General features: G+C 60.6%; 24 protein-coding genes. 10 read left to right on the plus strand and 14 right to left on the minus strand.

Annotated elements, in window-relative coordinates; all coding sequences use genetic code 11:
• Positions 1-33: 33 nt before the first annotated feature.
• The 3 genes from ABDK06_RS03995 to sigE are packed head-to-tail and all read right to left on the minus strand — an operon-like array spanning position 34 to position 1,395.
• A complete protein-coding gene (locus tag ABDK06_RS03995) occupies positions 34-420 on the minus strand; it encodes a Sec-independent protein translocase family protein (protein WP_394939144.1) in 387 nt (128 codons plus the stop codon).
• Positions 421-455: 35 nt separating this feature from the next.
• Complete coding sequence (locus tag ABDK06_RS04000) at positions 456-776, minus strand: hypothetical protein (RefSeq protein WP_394939146.1); 321 nt, start codon at positions 774-776, stop codon at positions 456-458.
• A 13-nt stretch (positions 777-789) separates the two neighbouring features.
• On the minus strand, positions 790-1,395 hold the full coding sequence (gene sigE, locus ABDK06_RS04005; RefSeq protein ID WP_394939148.1) for an RNA polymerase sigma factor SigE: 606 nt from the start codon (positions 1,393-1,395) through the stop codon (positions 790-792).
• A gap of 136 nt (positions 1,396-1,531) precedes the next feature.
• Here sigE and ABDK06_RS04010 point away from each other — a divergent pair, with 136 nt between their 5' ends.
• Together ABDK06_RS04010 and ABDK06_RS04015 are read left to right on the plus strand one after the other, a co-directional pair.
• Positions 1,532-2,164 (plus strand): O-methyltransferase, encoded by a 633-nt coding sequence (locus ABDK06_RS04010; protein WP_394939150.1) that lies wholly within the window; start codon positions 1,532-1,534, stop codon positions 2,162-2,164.
• A gap of 51 nt (positions 2,165-2,215) precedes the next feature.
• Positions 2,216-3,928 (plus strand): S53 family peptidase, encoded by a 1,713-nt coding sequence (locus ABDK06_RS04015; protein WP_394939152.1) that lies wholly within the window; start codon positions 2,216-2,218, stop codon positions 3,926-3,928.
• Here ABDK06_RS04015 and ABDK06_RS04020 read toward each other — a convergent pair.
• The 5 genes from ABDK06_RS04020 to ABDK06_RS04040 form a co-directional block, all read right to left on the minus strand.
• Positions 3,908-4,075 carry a DUF3117 domain-containing protein gene (locus ABDK06_RS04020; RefSeq protein ID WP_394939154.1) on the minus strand — a complete coding sequence of 56 codons (168 nt, stop codon included), beginning with the start codon at positions 4,073-4,075 and terminating at the stop codon, positions 3,908-3,910. The genes ABDK06_RS04015 and ABDK06_RS04020 overlap by 21 nt on opposite strands.
• A 155-nt stretch (positions 4,076-4,230) precedes the next feature.
• The gene (locus ABDK06_RS04025; RefSeq protein ID WP_394939156.1) at positions 4,231-5,499 is read right to left on the minus strand and encodes a hypothetical protein; all 1,269 of its coding nucleotides are present in this window, start codon (positions 5,497-5,499) and stop codon (positions 4,231-4,233) included.
• The gene (locus tag ABDK06_RS04030) at positions 5,486-6,061 is read right to left on the minus strand and encodes a DNA-3-methyladenine glycosylase I (RefSeq protein WP_394939158.1); all 576 of its coding nucleotides are present in this window, start codon (positions 6,059-6,061) and stop codon (positions 5,486-5,488) included. The genes ABDK06_RS04025 and ABDK06_RS04030 overlap by 14 nt, the downstream gene beginning before the upstream one ends.
• Positions 6,058-6,588, minus strand: coding sequence for a DivIVA domain-containing protein (locus ABDK06_RS04035; protein ID WP_394939160.1), 531 nt, complete (start codon positions 6,586-6,588; stop codon positions 6,058-6,060). Before ABDK06_RS04035 ends, ABDK06_RS04030 begins: the two co-directional genes overlap by 4 nt.
• A gap of 56 nt (positions 6,589-6,644) precedes the next feature.
• The gene (locus tag ABDK06_RS04040; protein ID WP_394939162.1) at positions 6,645-7,391 is read right to left on the minus strand and encodes an LOG family protein; all 747 of its coding nucleotides are present in this window, start codon (positions 7,389-7,391) and stop codon (positions 6,645-6,647) included.
• A gap of 167 nt (positions 7,392-7,558) precedes the next feature.
• On the opposite strand from ABDK06_RS04040, the gene ABDK06_RS04045 reads away from it, so the two are divergent.
• The 4 genes from ABDK06_RS04045 to ABDK06_RS04060 all read left to right on the plus strand — a co-directional run bounded on the left by ABDK06_RS04045 (position 7,559) and on the right by ABDK06_RS04060 (position 10,863).
• Positions 7,559-8,311 carry an amino acid ABC transporter ATP-binding protein gene (locus ABDK06_RS04045; RefSeq protein ID WP_394939164.1) on the plus strand — a complete coding sequence of 251 codons (753 nt, stop codon included), beginning with the start codon at positions 7,559-7,561 and terminating at the stop codon, positions 8,309-8,311.
• A gap of 53 nt (positions 8,312-8,364) precedes the next feature.
• A complete protein-coding gene (locus ABDK06_RS04050) occupies positions 8,365-9,258 on the plus strand; it encodes a glutamate ABC transporter substrate-binding protein (protein WP_394939166.1) in 894 nt (297 codons plus the stop codon).
• A gap of 64 nt (positions 9,259-9,322) precedes the next feature.
• Positions 9,323-9,976, plus strand: coding sequence for an amino acid ABC transporter permease (locus tag ABDK06_RS04055; protein WP_394939168.1), 654 nt, complete (start codon positions 9,323-9,325; stop codon positions 9,974-9,976).
• Positions 9,973-10,863 carry an amino acid ABC transporter permease gene (locus ABDK06_RS04060; protein WP_394939170.1) on the plus strand — a complete coding sequence of 297 codons (891 nt, stop codon included), beginning with the start codon at positions 9,973-9,975 and terminating at the stop codon, positions 10,861-10,863. The genes ABDK06_RS04055 and ABDK06_RS04060 overlap by 4 nt, the downstream gene beginning before the upstream one ends.
• Positions 10,864-10,866: 3 nt before the next feature.
• Here ABDK06_RS04060 and dapE read toward each other — a convergent pair whose 3' ends face one another.
• On the minus strand, positions 10,867-11,958 hold the full coding sequence (gene dapE / locus ABDK06_RS04065) for a succinyl-diaminopimelate desuccinylase (protein WP_394939172.1): 1,092 nt from the start codon (positions 11,956-11,958) through the stop codon (positions 10,867-10,869).
• A gap of 200 nt (positions 11,959-12,158) precedes the next feature.
• On the opposite strand from dapE, the gene dapD reads away from it, so the two are divergent.
• Together dapD and ABDK06_RS04075 are read left to right on the plus strand one after the other, a co-directional pair.
• The gene (gene dapD / locus ABDK06_RS04070) at positions 12,159-13,148 is read left to right on the plus strand and encodes a 2,3,4,5-tetrahydropyridine-2,6-dicarboxylate N-succinyltransferase (protein ID WP_394939174.1); all 990 of its coding nucleotides are present in this window, start codon (positions 12,159-12,161) and stop codon (positions 13,146-13,148) included.
• On the plus strand, positions 13,149-14,021 hold the full coding sequence (locus ABDK06_RS04075) for a hypothetical protein (protein WP_394939176.1): 873 nt from the start codon (positions 13,149-13,151) through the stop codon (positions 14,019-14,021).
• Positions 14,022-14,149: 128 nt separating this feature from the next.
• Here ABDK06_RS04075 and ABDK06_RS04080 read toward each other — a convergent pair whose 3' ends face one another.
• The 4 genes from ABDK06_RS04080 to fdxA all read right to left on the minus strand — a co-directional run bounded on the left by ABDK06_RS04080 (position 14,150) and on the right by fdxA (position 17,720).
• Positions 14,150-14,761, minus strand: coding sequence for a hypothetical protein (locus tag ABDK06_RS04080; protein ID WP_394940793.1), 612 nt, complete (start codon positions 14,759-14,761; stop codon positions 14,150-14,152).
• Between the two features lie 113 nt (positions 14,762-14,874).
• Positions 14,875-16,158 (minus strand): citrate synthase, encoded by a 1,284-nt coding sequence (locus ABDK06_RS04085; protein ID WP_394939178.1) that lies wholly within the window; start codon positions 16,156-16,158, stop codon positions 14,875-14,877.
• 106 nt (positions 16,159-16,264) lie between these two features.
• Positions 16,265-17,398 (minus strand): succinyldiaminopimelate transaminase, encoded by a 1,134-nt coding sequence (gene dapC / locus ABDK06_RS04090; RefSeq protein WP_394939180.1) that lies wholly within the window; start codon positions 17,396-17,398, stop codon positions 16,265-16,267.
• Positions 17,391-17,720, minus strand: coding sequence for a ferredoxin (fdxA, locus tag ABDK06_RS04095; protein ID WP_394939182.1), 330 nt, complete (start codon positions 17,718-17,720; stop codon positions 17,391-17,393). Before fdxA ends, dapC begins: the two co-directional genes overlap by 8 nt.
• A 167-nt stretch (positions 17,721-17,887) precedes the next feature.
• Here fdxA and ABDK06_RS04100 point away from each other — a divergent pair, with 167 nt between their 5' ends.
• The gene (locus ABDK06_RS04100) at positions 17,888-18,109 is read left to right on the plus strand and encodes a putative acetyltransferase (protein ID WP_394939184.1); all 222 of its coding nucleotides are present in this window, start codon (positions 17,888-17,890) and stop codon (positions 18,107-18,109) included.
• A gap of 219 nt (positions 18,110-18,328) precedes the next feature.
• On the plus strand, positions 18,329-19,150 hold the full coding sequence (locus ABDK06_RS04105) for a PfkB family carbohydrate kinase (protein WP_394939187.1): 822 nt from the start codon (positions 18,329-18,331) through the stop codon (positions 19,148-19,150).
• 42 nt (positions 19,151-19,192) lie between these two features.
• Here the strand turns inward: ABDK06_RS04105 and ABDK06_RS04110 are convergent, their stop codons facing one another.
• Positions 19,193-20,488, minus strand: a complete 1,296-nt coding sequence (locus ABDK06_RS04110) for a PIG-L family deacetylase (protein ID WP_394939189.1) — start codon at positions 20,486-20,488, stop codon at positions 19,193-19,195.
• Position 20,489 lies beyond the last annotated feature (1 nt).

The raw sequence follows: 20,489 nt of genomic DNA on the forward strand, positions 1-20,489 counted from the left end.
TCTGCACCACTGAATGGGACAGCTGGAAATAACTCAGGTCGCTTCGGTATCCCAGGGAGCCTTTTGGCCCTGGCTGAGCCGCACTGTTTCACGGACCGGCATCATCGGCGGCACTTCCGGCATCGGCGGAGTGGGCGTTGCTGCACCGACCGCGAGCTGCCCGGGTTCGTCGTCCAGCAAGGCTTCTCGGATGATCCGCCGGGGATCGTACTGGCGCGGGTCTAGTTTCTGCCAGTCAATGGTGCTCAGGTCGACTCCGGACTCCTCTTTGAGCTGGTCGCGCGCACCACTGGCCATCCGCCGGGCTTCTTTCACGAAGTTGCGGAACTTCTGCGCGTATTCGGGCAGCCTCTTAGGACCGATCACCAGCACCGCGATGATGCCCAGGATCAGGAACTCATACCCATTGATGTTAAACATAGCTAGAGATAGGTTACCTGTTCTTCACCCCGACGCTAACCGAGAACGCGATGCAAGCCTCGGAAAAAGCAAGAGATCATATCGTGCTTCATGGCGGACGAATCCTGGTCCTGAATCACCGACTGCCGGGATTCGGTCCGCAGGTCCCGCTGATCCGGGACGCCGATCAGATAGATTCCGCCGAGCAGGCCACTGATCACCACAAAGGCCATCGTACCGGCCAGCAGAATTCTGGTCCGCTGGCCTGCCCGGTAAGGAAGTTGCAAGAACTCTGCGCAGTTGGTTTGAAGGCCCTCGGTCCGTTGCAGGATCCGGGCCGCCAAATCCTCACTGTATCTCGGAGGGATCTCTGGCACTGGAACCTCAGCTCTAGTGGAGTCCAGCGATCCGAGGGATCTTCAACTTGGGCAGCTTGGAACCGAAAGAGCGTGGTGCCCGGTGAGCCAGGGATTCCCGCAGCATGGTCCGTCCGCGGTGGATCCGAGAACGGACTGTGCCGAGCTTGACGCCCAGCGCCTCGGCCACCTCGTCATAGGACAGACCTTCCAGATCGCAGAGCACCACAGCGGCCCGGAAGTCCGGCGGCAAAGCGTCAAGAGCCTGTTGGATATCAAGATCGAGGTTATTGAACTCGAAACTGCGCTCGGGCCCAGGCTCGCGCCCCGGCAAGCGGGATTCGGCGTCTTCCGCGAGAGCGTCGAAGCGGATGCGGGATTTGCGGCGTGCTTGATCGAGGAACAGGTTCGTGGTGATCCGGTGCAGCCAGCCATCGAGGGTTCCCGGGGTAAAGTTCGCCAGCGATCTGAAGACCCGGACGAATACCTCTTGGGTGAGATCCTCGGCGTCGTACTTATTGCCGGTCAGCCGGTAGGCGAGCCGGAATACCTTGGCCGAGTGGTTCTGCACCACTTCTTCCCAACTTGGCATGACCCAATCGACAGCCGTGCTTTCCACCTCTGCGGTCATTTGCCCCACCCCCTGATCGAGTAAGCATTTATCATGACAGATTCGACTGTAAGTTTCCTGTGTTTCAGCGGCATTTAGCGCAGAGCATAAGGACAGCTGCCCAGCTGATAAAGGTTACGCAAGGATTCGCAGTAGGCTTGAAGTCATGAGCGCCGACAAATCTAACAGCTGGTCGTATACCGAAGGGCTGCCTGTAGAGGATGAGATCCTGCTGCGTGCCCGGGAGAGATCTCACGAACTCGGCGTCTCAGCCATCGGAGCGGCCACCGGCGCGCTGCTCAGTGTGCTGGCTGCCAGTTCCAAGGCGCAGACCGCGGTGGAAATCGGTGCGGGCACCGGTGTCTCCGGGATCTACCTGCTCCGCGGCCTCTCCCCGCAGGCTGTGCTGACCAGTATCGACGGCGATATCGAGCACTTGAAAGCAGCCCGCGAATCCTTTGTGGAGGCGGGTTTCCCGGCGAACCGGACGCGGACCATCAGTGGCCGAGCCAGCGATGTGCTCCCAAGGCTCACCGATGCCGCCTACGACCTGGTTTTCATCAATGCTGATAAAGCCGCCTATCCGCTGTACGTCGAACAGGCCGTGCGCTTGCTGAAATCAGGCGGCTTGCTGGTGATCAACGATGCCCTCGACCAAGATCGGGTGGCCGAACCCGCGGTACGCGAGCCGAGCACCGTAGTGCTGCGGCAAGTGGGTAAGACCATCAGGGAGAACGAAGATCTGGTTTCTTCACTGGTGCCTACCGGAGCCGGGATACTGCTCGCGGTGAAACGCTAAGCCCCCCACGCTGGGGGCCGCGCTGTCGGGGGTCAGTGATAAACCTGAGATATGAAGCACTCAGATGAATCCCCCGCTGATCAGCCCTCCAGAGCTCAATCTCAGTCTCAGTCTCAGTCCCACCGTGAGGCTCAGCACGGCATCGCGGATTTGGAGCTCGTTCCGCTGCCAGGCAGCAGCAGACCTCCCTTCAGCGGTTTTTCGGCAGCTGCCGCACCTCAGTTATCCGACGACGCTAATATAGAAGCCACCTTGATTCTGAGGCGGAGGGCCGAGCCGGAGGCCGGGTCCTTCGCACAGCCACACAGCGTTCAGGAGCTGGCGGAAAAGTACGGTGCCGACCCCGCTGATCTGGAGTTGGTGCGATCGACCTTGGCTGGACTGGGGATTAGCGTGATGTCCTCCGAGGCAGCGAGCCGTCGGGTCCGGATCAGCGGATCCAGCAAGCTGATGAGTCAGGTGTTCGGCACCGAGCTGCAAACTCACAGCACACTTGACCCCGCGGGCAGCGAAGTCACTTTCCGTCACCGTAGCGGCGAGCTCTCCATTCCGGCGGTCTTAGCGGGAATCGTCACCGCGGTGCTCGGCTTGGATGACCGCCCGCAATCCCGCACGCTGTTCCGCTTCGTTCCGGCTGCCGCTCGAACCGTGAGTTACACCCCGGTGCACTTGGGCACCATCTACAATTTCCCCCAGGAGTACGACGGTTCTGGGCAGAGCATCGCCATTATCGAACTCGGCGGTGGCTTTGTGCAGGCAGATCTGGACAGCTACTTCCACGACCTGGGGCTCAAGACCCCGGTCATTAAGGGCATTGGGGTAGACGGAGGCTCGAATCGGCCTGATGGCAACCCCAATGGGCCGGACGGCGAAGTGATGCTGGACATTGAAGTGGCCGGCGCAATGGCTCCCGGGGCAGAGATCTTGGTCTATTTCGCACCCAACACCGACGCCGGTTTTGTCGATGCGGTGAGCGCCGCGGCGCACGCCACTCCCGCTCCGGCCGCGATCAGCATCTCCTGGGGGCAGAGCGAGGACGGTTGGACGGCGCAGGCCAGGAAGGCCTTCGATGAAGCGCTGGCCGATGCTGCGCTGCTGGGAATCACCGTAACAGCGGCGGCGGGCGACGACGGTTCTACCGACCGTGCTCCTGATGGAAAGTCTCATGTGGACTTCCCTGCATCCAGTCCACACGCACTGGCCTGCGGCGGGACTCGCCTGGAAGCGAATCCTAGTAGCGGAGAAGTGACCTCCGAGACGGTATGGAACAACGGCCCCGGTGGCGGCGCCACGGGCGGCGGAGTCAGCAGGGCTTTTGGCCTACCGCAGTGGCAAGGTTCTGCGGGGGTGCCGGCACCAGAAGGAATCTCCGGGCGAGGTGTGCCCGATGTAGCGGCGGTGGCAGATCCAGAAACCGGCTATCTGGTCAGGGTCGATGGCAGAAACACCGTCATCGGCGGAACCAGTGCGGTTTCTCCGCTCTGGGCTGCACTCATCGCGCGTCTGGTGCAGGCTCGCGGTCAGGGGCTCGGCCTCTTGCAACCGCTGATCTACGGCTCCGCTGCTGCCGGTGAAATTCCCGCCGGTTTTCGAGACATCGTCAAAGGCACTAATGGGGCTTACAGTGCACATACCGGATGGGACGCCTGCACCGGATTAGGCGTTCCCAACGGTGCGGAACTCCTCGCTCGTTTGGCGACCAAGGATGCCGGGACGGCCGCACGGGCCACGCAAGAGGCTCGGTTACTCGGTGACGCCCAGTAAGCAATCTTTGAGGCGAGTGGCCTCGTCGGCGTTCAGCTCCACCACAAGACGCCCGCCACCTTCCAAGGGAACCCGCATGATCAGACTACGCCCCTCCTTTGTGACCTCCATCGGACCGTCACCGGTTCTGGGCTTCATGGCCGCCATCAGGTAAACCCCTTTACAAGTTGCTCAAGCGAATGATCGCTGAGTCCATTATCTCGTAGATCACACCCCTGAGCCAATTGACGACCATCATTCACAGCGCCCGGCAGCGACTGTCTGCCCGTGAAAGGTCGCTGCTGCGGGGCGGGGAAACTCGCTCAGGGCGGGTAATCCCCGCCCCCGGGCAGCGGCGCCCAGGCCCAGAGCCAGACCACCCAAACGATCTGCAAGAGAATGAAAAAAACTACCACCGCGGAACGGAAGGCCTTGGATCGGGAGATGAAAGCGGTTGCCAAGGCGAAGGGAAAGAGCGGCAGCAGCAACCGGAACGTACTGGTCTGAGGATGCAGCACGGCAAAGAGGTAGAGCAGATAAGACAGGCTCCAGAGCCTGAGGTCGATACCGATCCGGCGCACCGCCCGCGAATTGAAATAGAGCACAAAAGCCACGATGAGAAGCAACAGAGCCACCGGACCCAGCACCGAGCCGAGCAGCGACGTCGAGGAATCAAGCCAGGGCTTGAAGAGCACGAGGGGTCCGCCACCACGCCAGGCCGCCTCGGTGCCCGTGTAGGCCGCGACGTCGCCGGTGACCCACCAGGCGATCAGCGGCCAGGCAAAAGCGGCCAGTGCACTGACCAGGAGCAGGGCGAGTGCACTGAGCAATTGTGTGGCCGAGAGCTGGGGCTTGCGTGGCTCGAAGTCTTTAGCGGGCAACATCCGCAACAACAGATGCAAGAAGAAGAACAGTGCAAAGGCCAGTCCTACCGGGCGGGAAAGCGCGCTCAGCAGCACCACCGGCATCGCCAGCAGATAGCGGTGTTTGATCACTAGGTATAAAGCAGCGGCGAGCAAGAAGAGATTCAACGACTCCGCGTAGGGCACTTGCAAGATCGGCGAAATAGGGAAGGTGAGCAGAAAAGCCACTGCCCAGGTCGCGGTGACGGTGCTGGCGAAAAGCCGGAACAAGGCATAGCTCATCAGGCTTGCCGCCAGGCCAGCCAGGGTCGCCACCAAGGGCGCAAGGGCTCCCCAGCTCCCGCCGGTAAGACTCGCCAGAGCCTTTACCAGCAGAGGGAAGAGCGGGTAAAAAGCCCAGGTGTTCTCTTGCGGAGAACCGTCTTCCGCTCGGGGCAACTGCTGGGGATACAAATCGTCAAAGATCCGGTGATACCACTGGCTATCCCAGATATCTATGAAGTTCAGGTATCCCGGGGAAGCCTCGAACCAGGGGTTGGCTCCCTGGTGGAGGGCCGCCGCCGCGAAAATCAGATAACTGATGAACCGGGTCAGGACATAGAGCAAGCCGATCCGGAACCACCACGGCGAGCGAATGATTGGGGCCATGCCCCGGCGCACTCCCCGCCACAGCGCACTGTTCAGCGCAGAGCCCGGCTCAGTCGGTCCGGCGAGATCAGATTTCGGCACGAACCCAGCAATCAGCTTGATGATCATTGACCAGGCCGATCGCCTGCATCATGGCATAGCCCGTGGTCGGCCCGACAAAGCGGAAGCCGTGTTTCTTGAGGGCCTTGGCCAAAGCCACCGATTCAGGCGTCGAGGCCGGAACCGGAGTTCCTGAAGCCCTGGGTGCCGGACGATGCTCCTCCAGAAGAGAGCCCAAGGTCACCCCGGTGGGCAGATTCACCATCGCCTGAGCATTAGTGATGGTGGCATTGATCTTGAGCGAGTTGCGCACGATCCCCCCATCGTTCATGAGTCGCTCGACGTCGCTCGCGTCGAAAAGGGCAACTCTAGCCGGCTCAAATTCCGCAAAAGCGGCCCGGAAGGCCTCTCGCTTACGCAGGATGGTCAGCCAGCTCAACCCGGATTGGAAAGCCTCCAGGCTCAATCGTTCAAAGAGCTTGGCCTCCCCGGAGACCGGACGACCCCATTCGAAGTCATGGTAATTCTGATACAACTCGTTACCGGCCAGTCCGGGCCACTCGCAGCGAACCAGATCGTCGGCGGAAGTTTTTTGCGCGCTCATCGCGACTCCCCCGTGAGGCCTTGCCCGGAATCACCCTGATCCGGAGTCTCAAACTCGCTGGCTTGGTGATCGGTGCTCGCCGGTTCAGAGCCAGCAGGAACAGCAGAAGCTGGCTCCGCCGATCCGATCGGGGGCTGTTCCGCGGCAGAGAGCAGCAATCCAGCCGAGACCGGCCGGAAGCTTTCAACTCGGGCTTCCAGATCAGCGATCCGCTGATCTCTCCGAGTCAGTTCGGCACTCAGCCGGTCCAGCACCTGATCCACCTGATCCATCCGGTAGCCGCGCAAGCCCAGTGAAAATCTGATCCGGTCGATGTCTTCGGCCTTCGGCCGTTCTGGAAGCAGTACAGGAGGCAGATGAGGCACCGGAGCGGCCAGGCCGTCATCCAGCAGAGCATTCGACAAACTGGGGTCAAACACCTCCGCGCCCATGGTCTCGCCATTGACCTCGCGTCGCCGCTGGCCGATCAGGAACAGCGCAACGGCACCGACGAGAAGCACCGCGAGGAAGACCAGTAAATATGCCACTTCCCCATCCTTTCAGATCAACTCTTTTTTGGTCGACCACGCGGGGTTGTCAGCGGCTACACCCCTGCGATGAGCCGCTGGACCGCTTCCTCAGGACTATCCACCAGGGAGATGATGTCCAGGTCCGTCTCGGATACCAGGCCATCCGCGACCAGGGTCTGTTTGATCCAGTCAACCATCGGGCCCCAGAACTCCTTGCCGATCAGCACGATGGGGAAAGAAGTCACTTTATGGGTCTGCACCAGCACCATGGCCTCAAAGAGCTCATCCAGCGTGCCCAGGCCGCCGGGCAGCACGATGAATCCCTGAGCGTATTTCACGAACATCGTCTTGCGAGCGAAGAAGTACCGGAAGTTGACTCCGAGATCCACCCATTGGTTCATCCCCTGCTCGAAGGGCAACTCGATGCCCAGGCCAATCGACAGTCCGTGGCCCTCTACGGCGCCTTTGTTCGCCGCTTCCATCGATCCGGGACCACCGCCGGTGATCACCGCGAAACCGGCCTCGGCGAGCCGGCGTCCTACGTCAACACCCATCTCATAGAAGGCACTGCCAGGCCGGGTTCTAGCTGAACCGAAGACGCTGACCGCCGGGCCCACATTGGCCAGAGCTCCGAAGCCTTCCACGAATTCCGCCTGAATTCGCAGCACTCGCCAGGGGTCGGTGCTGGTGAAATCTCCCGGTGAGCGAGAATCCAGCAAATGCTGGTCAGCCGTTGACCCCTTGGCTAGATCCCTCCGGAGTTCCACCGGGCCGCGATGCCGGGAGGGAGTGGACAAGTTTTTCTCGGTTGGAGAGCTCATGGAAACAGGCTACGGCACCCCAACTTAACAGTTCGGCATTCGCAGTGCCGATCTGAGAATATGACAACGGTCACACCTTGATCACGATCAGCTTCATATTCAAATACTTGCTGAATAACAGGGAAACATTAGGTAGGTTCAATACATGGTATCGAGTAGGTTCTGTCATGAGTAGTCAAAATGCTGCCCCTTTGGTGGATTTGAAGTCGGTCAATAAGCACTATGGTGCACTGCACGTACTTCAGGAGATCAATCTGAGCGTCGCCAAAGGTGAAGTGGTGGTGGTGATCGGGCCCTCCGGTTCGGGGAAGTCAACGCTGTGCCGGGCGATCAATCGTCTGGAGACTATCGACACCGGTGAGATCCGCATCGATGGCAACCTGCTGCCGCAAGAAGGCAAGGACCTTGCCAAGCTGCGCGCAGAAGTCGGCATGGTGTTCCAGTCATTCAACCTGTTCGCTCATAAGACCATTCTGGAAAACGTCACCCTGGGCCCGATCAAGGTCAAGGGAACGGCAAAAGAGATGGCCGAGAAAGAAGCCATGGCACTGCTGGAACGGGTGGGCGTGGGAGCGCAGGCGGCGAAGTTGCCGGCACAGCTTTCCGGCGGCCAGCAGCAACGCGTGGCGATTGCTCGGGCTTTGGCAATGAAGCCAAAGGTCATCCTGTTCGACGAGCCCACTTCGGCGCTCGACCCAGAAATGATCAATGAAGTACTCGATGTCATGGTGGAGTTGGCTCATGAAGGCATGACCATGATCGTGGTCACTCACGAAATGGGTTTCGCCCGAAAAGCAGCGGATCGCGTGGTCTTCATGGCGGATGGGCAGATCGTCGAGGACGCCGATCCCGAGACGTTCTTCACTCAGCCCCGCAGCGATCGCGCCAAGGATTTTCTCTCGAAGATCCTGACCCACTAGTTCCAACAACCTCGCACGCACGTCTGACAAGATCACACAATTGAAAGGCAATAATGAGATTCACTAAAAAAGCTGCTGTTTTCGGAGCGACCGCGATCGTCGCGGCGCTCACGTTGAGCGCTTGTGGTGGTGGCTCTACTGATAACAATTCTTCCTCCGGCGCAGACGCCCCCTATAAGGTTGCGGACAACGTCTCACTGAGTGGCAGCCCGACCTTCGACAAGGTCAAGGGCGATGGCAAGATCACCATCGGAGTTAAAGAAGATCAGCCCGGTTTGGGCTTCAAGGATCCGGCAACCGGTGAATACTCCGGCTTCGATATCGACACCGCTCGTTGGATGGCGGCTTCCCTCGGTCTCTCCGCCGATAAGATCACTTTCCAGGCCATCGCCTCAGCAAACCGTGAACAAGCACTGGTCAATGGTCAGATCGATCTGTACATCGGCACGTACTCGATCACTGATAAGCGCAAAGCTCAGATCGACTTCGCCGGTCCCTATCTGGTGACCGGCCAGGCACTGCTGGTCAAAAAAGACAATACGACCATCAACTCGGATAAGGATCTGGCTGGCAAGACCGTGTGCTCGGCCACCGGTTCCACTCCGATTCAGAACATCAAGGACAAGTACAAGGAGACCAAGACGACTGAGTTCGATGTCTACTCCAAGTGCGTTGACGCGCTGAAGAACGGTCAGGTAGATGCCGTCACCACCGATCAGCCGATCCTCGCCGGCTATGCCGCGCAGGATCCGGACAACCTGAAGGTGGTCGGCGAACCCTTCACCACGGAGAAGTACGGCATCGGCCTGAAGAAGGGCGATGGCGCATTGCGCAAGTTCCTGAACGATGTACTGACCAATGGTAAGAACATCTGGACCAAGCTTTACGACAACAACCTCGGAAAATCTGGTCTCAAGCTGGAGCAGCCCGCCGTCGATAACTACTGACGGTCAGTGGTGGTACCCGCTTGCCGGGTACCACCACTTCTTTTAAGCGAAAGCGAATCAATCAGTGAACACTCTGACCGATAACCTCGACATCTTCGCCGAGGGCTTTAAAAACACTCTGATCCTCTTCATCTTCTCAGCCGTCTTCGCCTTGATCCTGGGGACTGTGGTTGCCGCTCTGCGGGTTTCGCCGGTGACGCCGATGCGGGCTTTGGGAACCTTCTACGTCAATGTGGTCCGCAATACGCCGCTGACGTTGATCTTCGTCTTCTTTGTCTTCGGCTACCCCCGGCTCGGGTTCCCGAACCCCGGCTTCGTGATACTGGCGATTATCGCTCTTTCGCTCTACACGGCGACCTACGTTTCCGAGGCGATCCGGGCGGGCATCAATACCGTGCCGATCGGCCAGGCCGAGGCCGCTCGCGCAATCGGCCTGCCGTTTGCTAAGACGATGAGCCTGGTGATCCTGCCTCAGGCCTTCCGGGCGGTGCTGCCGCCGCTGATGAGCGTGTTCATCGCCTTGCTGAAGAACACCACGGTTGCCGCGGGCTTCTCGGTGCTCGAAGCCGGAGCGATCCGCGCCTACCTCTCGGAACGGAATTATCCCGCGATGCAGAGTTTGCTCTGGGTCGCCCTGGGTTTCATCATTCTGGTGCTGATCCTGAGCCTCGTGCAACGCGCGTTTGAAAAGAAATGGAAAGTTGGTGGCGCCCGATGAGTTCAGTGCTCTTCGATGCTCCCGGAGCAAAAGCGATCCGCCGGAACCGCTGGCTGGGCGTCATCACCGTCGTCGTGCTTGCCGCGATCCTGGCCTTCGTGATCTACAAATTCGCCGAAAGCGGCCAGTTCTCCGAAAAGAAATGGCAGCTCTTCACTTTCCCGCTGGTGCAGCAAAACATCCTCAAGGGCCTCGGTGCGACGCTCAGTGCCTTCGGCGTGGCCGCCGTCGGGTCTTTGCTGCTGGGGATGATCCTGGCGGTCGGCAGGCTCTCCGAACGACGCTGGATCAGCTTGCCGGTGGGCTGGTTCACCGAGCTCTTCCGTGCGGTCCCACTGCTGATTCTGATGGCGCTGATGTTCTACGGTCTGGGTTCTATCGGGGTCAAGGGAATCACTCCTTTCACCGCCGTGGTGGTCGGACTGATCCTCTACAACGGCTCAGTGCTCGCCGAGGTCTTCCGGGCAGGCATTCAGGCCGTACCTAAGGGGCAAGGCGAAGCCGCCTACGCTCTAGGGCTGCGCAAGACCCGGGTGATGACCATGATCCTGCTCCCTCAGGCGGTGCGTACTATGCTGCCGGTGATCATCGCCCAGCTCGTGGTGGCGCTCAAGGACACCGCGCTCGGATTCATCATCACCTATCAGGAGCTGCTCTACCAGATCAACTACCTCGGTTCGCAGACCAGCTACCAGACGCCGATCATTCCGGCGGCCATCGTCGGCGGCGCGATCTACGTCGGCTGCTGCCTGGTACTGGCCGGGCTGGCGAAGTATCTGGAGGGCCGGATGCACCGCAGTCCCAAGGTATCGAGTAAGAACACCCCGGGCGTTCCCGGAGCGGGCAACCTCGATGGCGGAAACTTCGGCGCAGGCGGCAATGCCTAGGCGCTAGCTCAACCAGCGTGTCAAAGCGGCCAGGCAGTCACGGATTGCCTGGCCGCTGACGTGTTCGTTGTCGCTGTGCGCCAAGAGCGCATCCCCCGGGCCGAAATTCACCGCAGGAATGCCCAGCTGTCCCAAGCGGGCGACGTCGGTCCAGCCGAATTTCGGTTTGGGTGCGCCGCCCACCGCGTCGACGAAGGCCTTGGCAGCTGGCTGATCCAGGCCGGGCCTGGCTCCCGGCGCGGCATCGGTGCGGACGACGTCGAAACCCTTGAGCAGTTCGAGGACCACGGCTTCGGCTTGCTCGATCGTCTTATCTGGGGCGAAGCGGTAGTTGATCTCCACTACCGCCTGATCCGGAATCACGTTTCCGGCGATACCGCCGTTGATCTTCACCGCATTGAGACTCTCACGATATTCCAGACCTTCCACCTCAACGGTCTGCGGCTGGTATTCAGCCAGCCGCTGCAGGATCGGCGCCAGTTCGTGAATCGCGTTGTGTCCCATCCAGGCTCTCGCGGAATGCGCCGCAAGACCGGAGGTACGGGCTTCAAAACGCATCGTTCCATTGCAGCCGCCCTCCACTACCCCGTCGGTGGGTTCCAACAGGATGCCGAAGTCGGCCCTCAGCAACTCCGGATAGTTCCTGGCCAATCTGCCTAAGCCACTTAACTCGGCCTGCACTTCTTCGTGGTCGTAGAAGACGAAGCTGATGTCCCGCACCGGATCGGTCAGCGAGGCGGCGAGCGCGAGCTGCACAGCCACACCACCCTTCATATCGGTGGCGCCGCGACCGTAGAGCAACGCTGCTGGGCTCTCGGGATCAGCATCCCATTGTGAAGGCACGGTGCCGCGGGAGCCCGGGGTGTGCGGCAGCGGAACGGTGTCCAGGTGCCCGGCCAGGATGACTCGCTCGGCGCGGCCCAATTCAGTACGTGCAATCAGCGAATCGCCGTCGCGGGTCACCCTCAGATGTGAGCAATCAGCGAGCGCAGCTTCAACGGCATCGGCGAGCGCTTTCTCATTTCCGGAAACACTCTCAATGTCCAGTAACGCGGCGGTCAGCAGAGCCACATCGGCTTTCAAGTCCAGTCCCATCCTCTTAGCCTATCCACCTCAACCCCAGCCAACCCCAATCCCTCGATCCGAGACCAGCTATCCCACTGAATGTGACAGTTGTTGCAAATGAGGCGTTGTGAAAGCAACATACGCACCATCAGCAACATTCAGTGGGACGGCTGGATCACACGGGGATGTTCACATTGCCCCTGAGGGTCCACCTAGGCCAAGATGGAATCATGACTCAAACAACCTTGGATCCTGCTCGCGCCGCTTACGCTTTCGGTCTGGCCACCGTCACCGACGAGGGCACTGTCTTGGATGTTTGGTATCCCGCCCCAGCCTTGGGGGTGGCCGCTGAGACGCTGGGTCAAGCCCCAGAGGCCGACACCGAGCTCGCTGCCCTCGCTGAAACCGGCACGGATCCGGACCGTCAGACCAGCCAGCGGGTGGTCTTCGTTCAGATCAACCTCGACCTTGCCCCCGAGGACACCGCGGACGCTTATCTCCGCCTGCATTTACTTTCACACCGCCTGGTGACGCCGAACAGCATCAACTTGGACGGCGTCTTCGGCAAGCTGCCCAATGTGGTGTGGACCAATTTCGGTCCCTGCTCCCCCCAGGATTTCGAAAAGACCAGGCTTCGGCTGCGTCGTCGCGGGCCGGTAGAAGTCTTCGGCGTCGATAAATTCCCCCGGATGGTCGATTACGTGCTGCCCACCGGCGTCCGGATCGCTGACGCCGATCGGGTGCGGCTAGGGGCTCATCTGGCCGATGGCACCACCGTGATGCACGAGGGCTTCATCAACTACAACGCCGGGACCCTCGGAAACTCAATGGTTGAGGGCCGGATCTCAGCCGGCGTCGTGGTCGGCAACGGCAGCGATGTGGGCGGCGGAGCCTCGATCATGGGCACTCTGTCCGGCGGTGGCAAGGAACGGATCACCCTGGGTGAGAGGGTCTTGCTGGGGGCTAATTCCGGCGTCGGAATCAGCATCGGCGATGACTCGGTGGTTGAAGCGGGGCTTTACGTCACCGCCGGTACCCGGGTCCGAGTGCCGGGGCCGAAGAACGCCGATGGCGAGGACACCTGGCAGATCGTGAAAGCAAGTGCACTCTCCGCTCAGCCAAATCTGCTCTTCCGCCGCAATTCCACCACTGGCGAGGTTGAGGCATTGCACCGCAAGGGTCAGACGGTGGAACTCAATCTGGATCTGCACGCTAACTAGATGAGTCGACGAGGTTCGAGAATCCGGGCTGGGTTCATCTGGCTGTTCTCGCTGCTCTTCGCCGTGGTGCTGATCGTGGCCGCGGGTGCCTGGGCGGTGAACGCCTTCAAGCTGGCACCCGCACCCCTGATCATCGCCTGCACCGCTCCGCTCGACTCCAATCACTATTCCCTGGCCACCGACCAGAGCGCGAATGCTGCTCTGATCACCGCTATTGCGCAGCGGCGCAGGCTGCCTCCACGGGCCGCGACGATTGCCATCGCGGTCGCCATGCAGGAGTCCAAGCTGCGCAATATCAACTACGGGGACCTCGACTCACTGGGCCTTTTCCAACAGCGGCCTTCACAGGAGTGGGGAACCGCGGAACAGATCATGGATCCGGTCTACGCCACCAATGCGTTCTACGATGTGCTGATCACCGTTCCCGGGTACCAGCAGATGACCGTCACCGCCGCCGGGCAAGCGGTGCAGCGTTCGGCCTATCCTGAGGCTTATGGACAACACGAATCAATGGCCCGGGCTTTTGCCTCTGCGCTTACCGGGTACTCCCCGGCAGCGCTCAATTGCACCCTGAACCAGCCCGGCGCCCCGGGCGATCCGGCAACCGTGATCAGCAAACTGCAGAACGCTTTCGGGCCAATCGGGGCGAGCCAGCAGGGATCAACGGTGCGGATCAATGCGAAGGACGCCGCCGGGTGGTCTTTTGCACAGTGGGCGGTGGCCAATGCCGATGCGCTCGGCATCACCCAGGTCAGCTTCGCCGGGAAGAGCTGGCAGCGGAACAACAATGACGGCGCAGAAAACCGCGGTTGGCAGAGCGCTGAGAGCGCGAGCGGCCAGCAAGTGACGATCGTCTTGCAGGCCAAGGGTTAATCTCGATTACGTGATGCACAATGTGCGCATCTTCCATCCCTGGACACGAGCCAGCTATGTTGGCTTCGCCGCCACAGGTGGCTCGTGAAACCAACTAGAAATATGGAATCCTGAGTCATCCTGAGTCGTCAGACCAGCATCTCCACCACGGGCTGCACATAGCTCCTGAAGACTTCCGGATCGTCGAGCAGATGCTGACTCATCACGATCCTATTCGGTTCTAAAAACCAGGCGCGCTGTTCGGCGATGGGCAGTTCGAGAATGCTGAGATTGAAATCCCGGGCGTTCCGCCCGAGTTCCAATTCCCGGTCCTGAACGAGCTGGGCCAGGATCTTCAGGTCCCCCATCGTCTCGCGCTGAGCCGCCATCAGTTCGTACTGAGCCAGTTGCTGCCTGGTCCAGTCGAGGGCCGCCCCGAAGTGCGCCTGTACCACCCGTTGCAGCGCCGGATGCCCGGCGAACTCTTGGAAATCCGGTGCCGTAAGTTGTGGCGGTCGGCCCGGGAACACACCGAGTAACTGGGCCCACCACTGCTCCCATTCGAAGCGCAATGATTCCATCCCGCCCACCTGAGACGTCAGTTGATGGGGCTCGACGGCTTTAATCGGCGGGTGAATAGCAGAAATCGACGGCATACCGGCGCCAATCAGCCCGGAAGCGTCTCGGAGGTAAAGAGCGATCATCAGCGGTGCAGAAGCATCCACCGTGATCCGCCAGCCAGGGCCACCCGTGTGATGAATAGTGCCGCCTCCTTGAAACGCTTCCCGCCACCAGAATACTCTCAGCGGAAAAGAACTGGACCCGGTTTCGCCGAAACCGGGTCCAGTGTGGAAAAACAGGGTGTCGCTGCCTTCTAGCGTGAGGGGTAAGCTCGTTCCTGCTCACCCGTGTAAAGCTGGCGAGGACGGCCGATCTTGGTGGCCGGATCCTGGATCATCTCACGCCACTGCGCGATCCAGCCGGGCAGTCGGCCCATGGCGAACAGCACGGTGAACATCTTCTCAGGGAAGCCCATCGCCTTATAGATCACGCCGGTATAGAAGTCCACATTGGGATAAAGCCTGCGATCGACGAAGTACTGGTCCGTCAGGGCGGTTTCTTCTAGTTTCATCGCGATATCCAGCAATTCATCATTGCCGCCCAGCCGGGAGAGGATCTCGTTCGCGGTGGCCTTGACGATTTTGGCGCGCGGGTCGTAGTTCTTGTAGACCCGGTGCCCGAAGCCCATCAGCTTAATGCCGTCTTCCTTGTTCTTCACCCGCTCGACGAACTTCTCAACCGGTTCGCCGCTGGCCTGGATCTGCCGGAGCATATTCAGCACCGCCTCGTTGGCGCCGCCGTGCAGCGGACCGAAAAGCGCATTGACGCCCGCCGAGATAGAGGCGAACATATTGGCGTTCGAGCTGCCGACCAGGCGCACCGTTGAGGTTGAACAGTTCTGCTCGTGATCCGCGTGCAGAATGAGCAGCAGGTCGAGTGCCTTGACCATCACCGGGTCGAGTTCGTACTGCTCGGCCGGCAGGCCGAAGCAGAGCCGCAGGAAGTTCTCCACCAGGTTCATCGAGTTGTCCGGATAGAGCATGGCCTGACCGATGGACTTCTTATGCGCATAAGCTGCGATCACCGGCAGCTTAGCGAGCAAGCGGATCGTCGAAAGCTCTACTTGATCCTCATCAAAGGGGTCAAGGGAGTCCTGGTAGAAAGTGGAGAGCGCCGAAACCGCTGAAGAGAGCACCGGCATCGGGTGCGCGTCCCTCGGGAATCCTGCGAAGAAGCCCTTCAGATCCTCGTGCAGCAGAGTGTGCCGGCGGATTCGCTCATCGAAAGCACTCAGTTCACTCGGCGTCGGAAGATTGCCGTAGATCAACAGGTAAGAGACTTCCAGAAAGCTGGAATGCTTGGCCAGTTCCTCGATCGGGTAACCCCGATAGCGCAGAATTCCGGCGTCGCCGTCAATGTAGGTGATGGCGGAGGTCGTCGCCGCTGTGTTCATGAACCCCGGGTCATAGGTGACCACACCGGTCTTTGAAAGCAGCTTGGAGACGTCGTAGCCGTCATTGCCCTCGGCGGCCTTAACTCGGGGCAGATCCAGCTGCCCGCCCTCGAAATTGAGCGTGGCGCCCGTTGCTTCAGTCATGAAGATCCCTTTCGGTATCGCGCGGCTTTGATACATTCCAAAAATAGTCGCATTAAGAAACTACCGCCCAGTTGCCCAGAGCACTAATCCGCTCACCGGGTGGTCGCTAGCGGAGGAGGCGTTCGACGGCGGCCGCAATGCGTTCGTCGCTCCCGGTGAGCGCCACTCTGACGAAACCCTGGCCGGCTTCGCCATAGAAAACTCCGGGCCCCACCAGAATGCCTCGATCAGCGAACCGGCCGAGCGTAGCCCAGGAATCAGCGGGCGGCTGATCCTGCGCGGGCCGCGCCCAGAGGTAGAGTCCTGCTTCTGAGCCGTGGATCTCCAGGCCGAAGGATTCCAAGGCAGGGCGCAAGGCCTCCCGACGGGCTCGGTAGAGACCCTTCTGCGCCTGAACATGCGCGTCGTCGTGCAGGGCGATCCGCATGGCTTGCTGTACCGGCCCCGGCACGATCATTCCGGCGTGCTTACGGCTGTTGAGCAGGTTCAGTACAAGCTGCTGATCACCGGCGATAAAAGCCGCCCGGTAGCCAGCGAGATTCGACTGCTTGGAAAGCGAGTACAGGGCGAGCAGCCCATCGAAAGAGCCCTGAGTCACCGCCGGGTCAAGAATGCTGGGCACTCCCGATTCCCATTGCCCCCAGCCGAGCTCGGCATAGCATTCGTCTGAGGCGACCACCGCGCCGAGTTCCCTGGCCTCGGCTACCAGAGCCGCCAATTCGGAGCTGCCGCGCACCTCGCCGGTGGGGTTGCCGGGTGAATTCACCCAGACCAACCGGACTTTGGAACGGGTCTGAGCATCCAATTCACTCAGCGAATCCGCAGCAACCGAAGTAGCCCCGGCGAAAACAGCACCCATGTCGTAAGTGGGATAAGCCACCGCAGGCCGCACTACGACGTCGCCGGGCCCCAGGCCGAGCAATAACGGCAGCCAGGCCACCATTTCCTTGGAGCCCACGGTGGGCAGAACTTGTTCAGCGGAGAGCCCTGGCACATTCCTGCGCCGCGCGAACCACTGGACAATGGCTTCACGCAGTTCCACCGGCCCTTGAGTGGTGGGATAGCCGTGGGCGTCGGTGGCGGCTTTGAGCGCGTCCTGGATCAGCAGCGGGGTGGGGTCCACCGGAGTTCCGATGGACAGATCGACGATGCCACCTGGGTGCTGAGCGGCCCGCTCGGCGTAGGGGGCCACCGATTCCCAGGGGTACTCGGGAAGCTGCAAGCCGAATGCTTTAGGCATGGTCTTGATTCTGCGGCGGCAAAGCAGCGACGAAGGGGTGATCGTAGCCGGTGTTCCCGACCTTCGCGGCTCCGCCCGGGGATCCTAGCTCGTTGAAGAACTCGACATTGGCCTTGTAGTAGTCAGCCCATTCGTCGGGAACGTCATCTTCGTAATAAATCGCCTCAACCGGGCAGACCGGTTCGCAAGCTCCGCAGTCAACGCATTCATCAGGATGGATGTAGAGCGATCGTTCGCCTTCGTAAATACAGTCAACTGGGCATTCATCGATGCATGCCTTGTCTTTTACATCCACGCACGGCTGTGCGATTACGTACGTCACGTCCCAACCTTTCCATCCTGCGCTCTGAGAGCAGATAAATCCATTATCCCCCACCGAGGTGGTTCCTTCTTTCATCGCGCAGTGCTTTCCGTCACCTGCTGCGAACATCTTCGAGCCTCCCGCTCACGATCATCTGCTTTGATCACGCCAGGCCATAGCATGAGGGGATGACTCTTCCTGAAGGCCTTGAGCCGGGCAGCAGGATCGTGGTGCGGTACCGAATCGACGGGCCGCTGCCACTCACCGATGCCCTCGGGGTGCTGCTGTCCAAGGACGCAGAGAGCATCAGCGTGCAGACCAAACGAGGGGTCGTGGTGATCCGGAGTTCGGATATTGTGGCGGCAAAAGCAGTCCCAGCAGCCGCGCGACGTCGTGCACAGCGGGCCTAGCAGGTTTGCTAGGGCGCTCGGAGCGGAACCGCATGCTGCATCCTTTCCGCTTCCTTTCCGGGATAGCTCCGTATCGTCGGGATAGCCCAATCGGCCAGCGGTGCGCTATCCCGACGTCGCAGGACTAGGCCGACGTCGCAGGACTAGGCAGACGTCGCAGGACTGTCCCGAGCCAAAGAGCAAAACCATGAAGTGAGCCCAGAACAGTAAAGTGGTGTCATGACGTCCACACAGAACAATCCCGCCATTGCGCTGACCATTGCCGGTTCTGAGGCCACCGGCGGGGCGGGAGCGCAAGCCGATCTGAAGACCTTTCAGCAGCTCGGGGTCTTCGGCATCGTGGCACTGAGCTGCATCGTCTCCTTTGATCCGAAACAGAACTGGAATCACCGCTTCGTACCGGTGGAGGCACAAGTGATCTCCGATCAGCTTGAAGCGATCACCGCCGCCTATCAGCCAGATCAACTGGATACCGTGAAAATCGGTATGTTGGGAACTCCTCTTACAATTGCCACGGTGAGCGAGGCCCTGGCAAGCCGTGACTGGAAGAATGTGGTGCTTGACCCGGTCTTGATCTGCAAAGGGCAGGAACCAGGGGCCGCCCTGGACACTGATCAGGCGCTGAAACGGGAGATCCTGCCTCAGGCGAGTTTCGTCACACCCAACCACTTCGAATCGCTTTCGCTCTCCGGCATGGACGAGATCAGCAGCGTTGGCCAGCTCAAAGAAGCTGCGCAGCGCATCTACGATGCGTCGGGCGCCACGGTGCTCGCCAAAGGCGGGGTGAGACTCGTGGGCAGCGAGGCCGTCGATGTCTTCTACGACGGTTCAGTCCTCGAAGTGCTCAGCAGTCCCAAGGTCGGCGACGTCGCTGTTTCCGGGGCTGGCTGTTCCTTGGCGGCCGCGGTTGCGGCCGAACTGGCCAAAGGGGCCTCCGCTCTGGACGCCGCACGTGCCGCAAAGCACTTCGTCACTCAAGCGATCCGGTCCCGGCTCGGTTCTCACGCCCCGTTCGACGCCGTCTGGCAAGGCGCTAGCTAGTCCCCGCGTCTACCCAGACTTCACAAGCTCAGCCCGGGACCCTCAGACCCGTGGACGCCGCTTAACCGCTTTGAACCAAGTGCTGATTAAGGCCTGCACCATGAAAAGCAGTAGCACCACGGCAATCCCATAGAGCCATAGGGAGCCCGGCAGATCACCCATGATCAGGGCAACCTGGCCATGCGGAAAAGAAAACATAACGCATGTGGCATATGAAATAATTCCGAGCACCAACGCCATTGAAACTGACCTCGACCAAGCCCTCAGCAAGATCATGCTGGAGGCCAGCAGAAGAAGCGCCAGTAGTGCTCCCCAGGGTGCCTGCCAGGATCCGATGGCGCTAGTCCGGGAATGCAGCATGGTGCCCAGCGCCGCCACCAGCACTCCGGCAAAGACCGCGGATGAGGTGTAGCCGAGCCAGTCGACAAAAGTTCGCTTGGCCGGTGGGGTCTTTGCTAGTGGATTGACCGGCTGGAATCCGAAGGGGGTCAAGGCAACCCTGAAGAGCTGAAATCCCTCTCTTCCAGTGAGCGGTCGGAAGACCAAATCGCTCAGCGCAAAGCGATCTTCCTCTACCACGATCTGGGTTTGATGAGCACGCATCGCCTCGCGCTTAGCCGCCAGATCACCATCGATCCAGAACACCGGCGCAGCCGGATCGTGTGGCTGTTCGGGGCGATCCGAGAGAATGGCGTGGGTCAGCGGAACATTCCATGCCGCAGAGCGTGAATCCCCCGCTGCGGCGGCGAGTTCCACCGCTGCAATCGTCATCTGGTGGGTGCGGACGTGATCCGGGTGGCCGTAGCCGCCGTCCGGAGCATAGGTCACCACGACGTCTGGTCGCAGCGCTCGAATCAAAGCTGCGGTATGCGCTGCCACTTCCTCCAGCGGAGCTCGGGAGAACGACCCCGGCAGCACGGTTGCCGAAGCCTGGGCTCTGCCATCAGGTCCCCAGGACATCCCAGAGTCCCGATAGACGGTATCGGTGCTGCCCGGGCTCAGAGCCAAACCTTCACCGAGAAAGTATCGCTGCTTTACGCCCAGGGCGGCAGCGGCCTGCTCCAGCTCCGCGGCACGCACTCTGGCGAGTCCTTGACCGCCGTCGCGCACGGAATTCGGAAGCCCCTGCTCAAGGTGCTTGAGTTCATCCGGGATCACCTCGCCCAGCTCGCCCCGGGTGGAAGTCAGCAGCGTGACTTCCGCCCCGGAACGGGCGAAGTAGGACATCGTGGCGCCACTGACGATCGACTCATCATCGGGATGAGCGTGCACGAACAGCAGCCGGTACCGGCCGTCCGCAGATGCCGGGGCGGCTGGCAAGAATCCCGGAGGGATCACT

The sequence above is a fragment of the Psychromicrobium ferritrahens genome, assembly GCF_043789415.1.
GTDB lineage: Bacteria > Actinomycetota > Actinomycetes > Actinomycetales > Micrococcaceae > Renibacterium.

What these genes read in the sequence shown, in the direction of transcription:
- ABDK06_RS04105 (WP_394939187.1), top strand. Translation starts at nt 18,329, where the DNA reads ATGACGTCCACACAGAACAATCCCGCCATTGCGCTGACCATTGCCGGT.
- ABDK06_RS04060 (WP_394939170.1), top strand. Translation starts at nt 9,973, where the DNA reads ATGAGTTCAGTGCTCTTCGATGCTCCCGGAGCAAAAGCGATCCGCCGG.
- ABDK06_RS04100 (WP_394939184.1), top strand. Translation starts at nt 17,888, where the DNA reads ATGACTCTTCCTGAAGGCCTTGAGCCGGGCAGCAGGATCGTGGTGCGG.
- ABDK06_RS04015 (WP_394939152.1), top strand. Translation starts at nt 2,216, where the DNA reads ATGAAGCACTCAGATGAATCCCCCGCTGATCAGCCCTCCAGAGCTCAA.
- ABDK06_RS04050 (WP_394939166.1), top strand. Translation starts at nt 8,365, where the DNA reads ATGAGATTCACTAAAAAAGCTGCTGTTTTCGGAGCGACCGCGATCGTC.
- ABDK06_RS03995 (WP_394939144.1), bottom strand. Translation starts at nt 420, where the DNA reads ATGTTTAACATCAATGGGTATGAGTTCCTGATCCTGGGCATCATCGCG.
- dapD (WP_394939174.1), top strand. Translation starts at nt 12,159, where the DNA reads ATGACTCAAACAACCTTGGATCCTGCTCGCGCCGCTTACGCTTTCGGT.
- dapC (WP_394939180.1), bottom strand. Translation starts at nt 17,398, where the DNA reads ATGCCTAAAGCATTCGGCTTGCAGCTTCCCGAGTACCCCTGGGAATCG.
- ABDK06_RS04020 (WP_394939154.1), bottom strand. Translation starts at nt 4,075, where the DNA reads ATGGCGGCCATGAAGCCCAGAACCGGTGACGGTCCGATGGAGGTCACA.
- ABDK06_RS04030 (WP_394939158.1), bottom strand. Translation starts at nt 6,061, where the DNA reads ATGAGCGCGCAAAAAACTTCCGCCGACGATCTGGTTCGCTGCGAGTGG.
- ABDK06_RS04010 (WP_394939150.1), top strand. Translation starts at nt 1,532, where the DNA reads ATGAGCGCCGACAAATCTAACAGCTGGTCGTATACCGAAGGGCTGCCT.
- ABDK06_RS04040 (WP_394939162.1), bottom strand. Translation starts at nt 7,391, where the DNA reads ATGAGCTCTCCAACCGAGAAAAACTTGTCCACTCCCTCCCGGCATCGC.
- ABDK06_RS04075 (WP_394939176.1), top strand. Translation starts at nt 13,149, where the DNA reads ATGAGTCGACGAGGTTCGAGAATCCGGGCTGGGTTCATCTGGCTGTTC.
- ABDK06_RS04085 (WP_394939178.1), bottom strand. Translation starts at nt 16,158, where the DNA reads ATGACTGAAGCAACGGGCGCCACGCTCAATTTCGAGGGCGGGCAGCTG.
- ABDK06_RS04045 (WP_394939164.1), top strand. Translation starts at nt 7,559, where the DNA reads ATGAGTAGTCAAAATGCTGCCCCTTTGGTGGATTTGAAGTCGGTCAAT.
- dapE (WP_394939172.1), bottom strand. Translation starts at nt 11,958, where the DNA reads ATGGGACTGGACTTGAAAGCCGATGTGGCTCTGCTGACCGCCGCGTTA.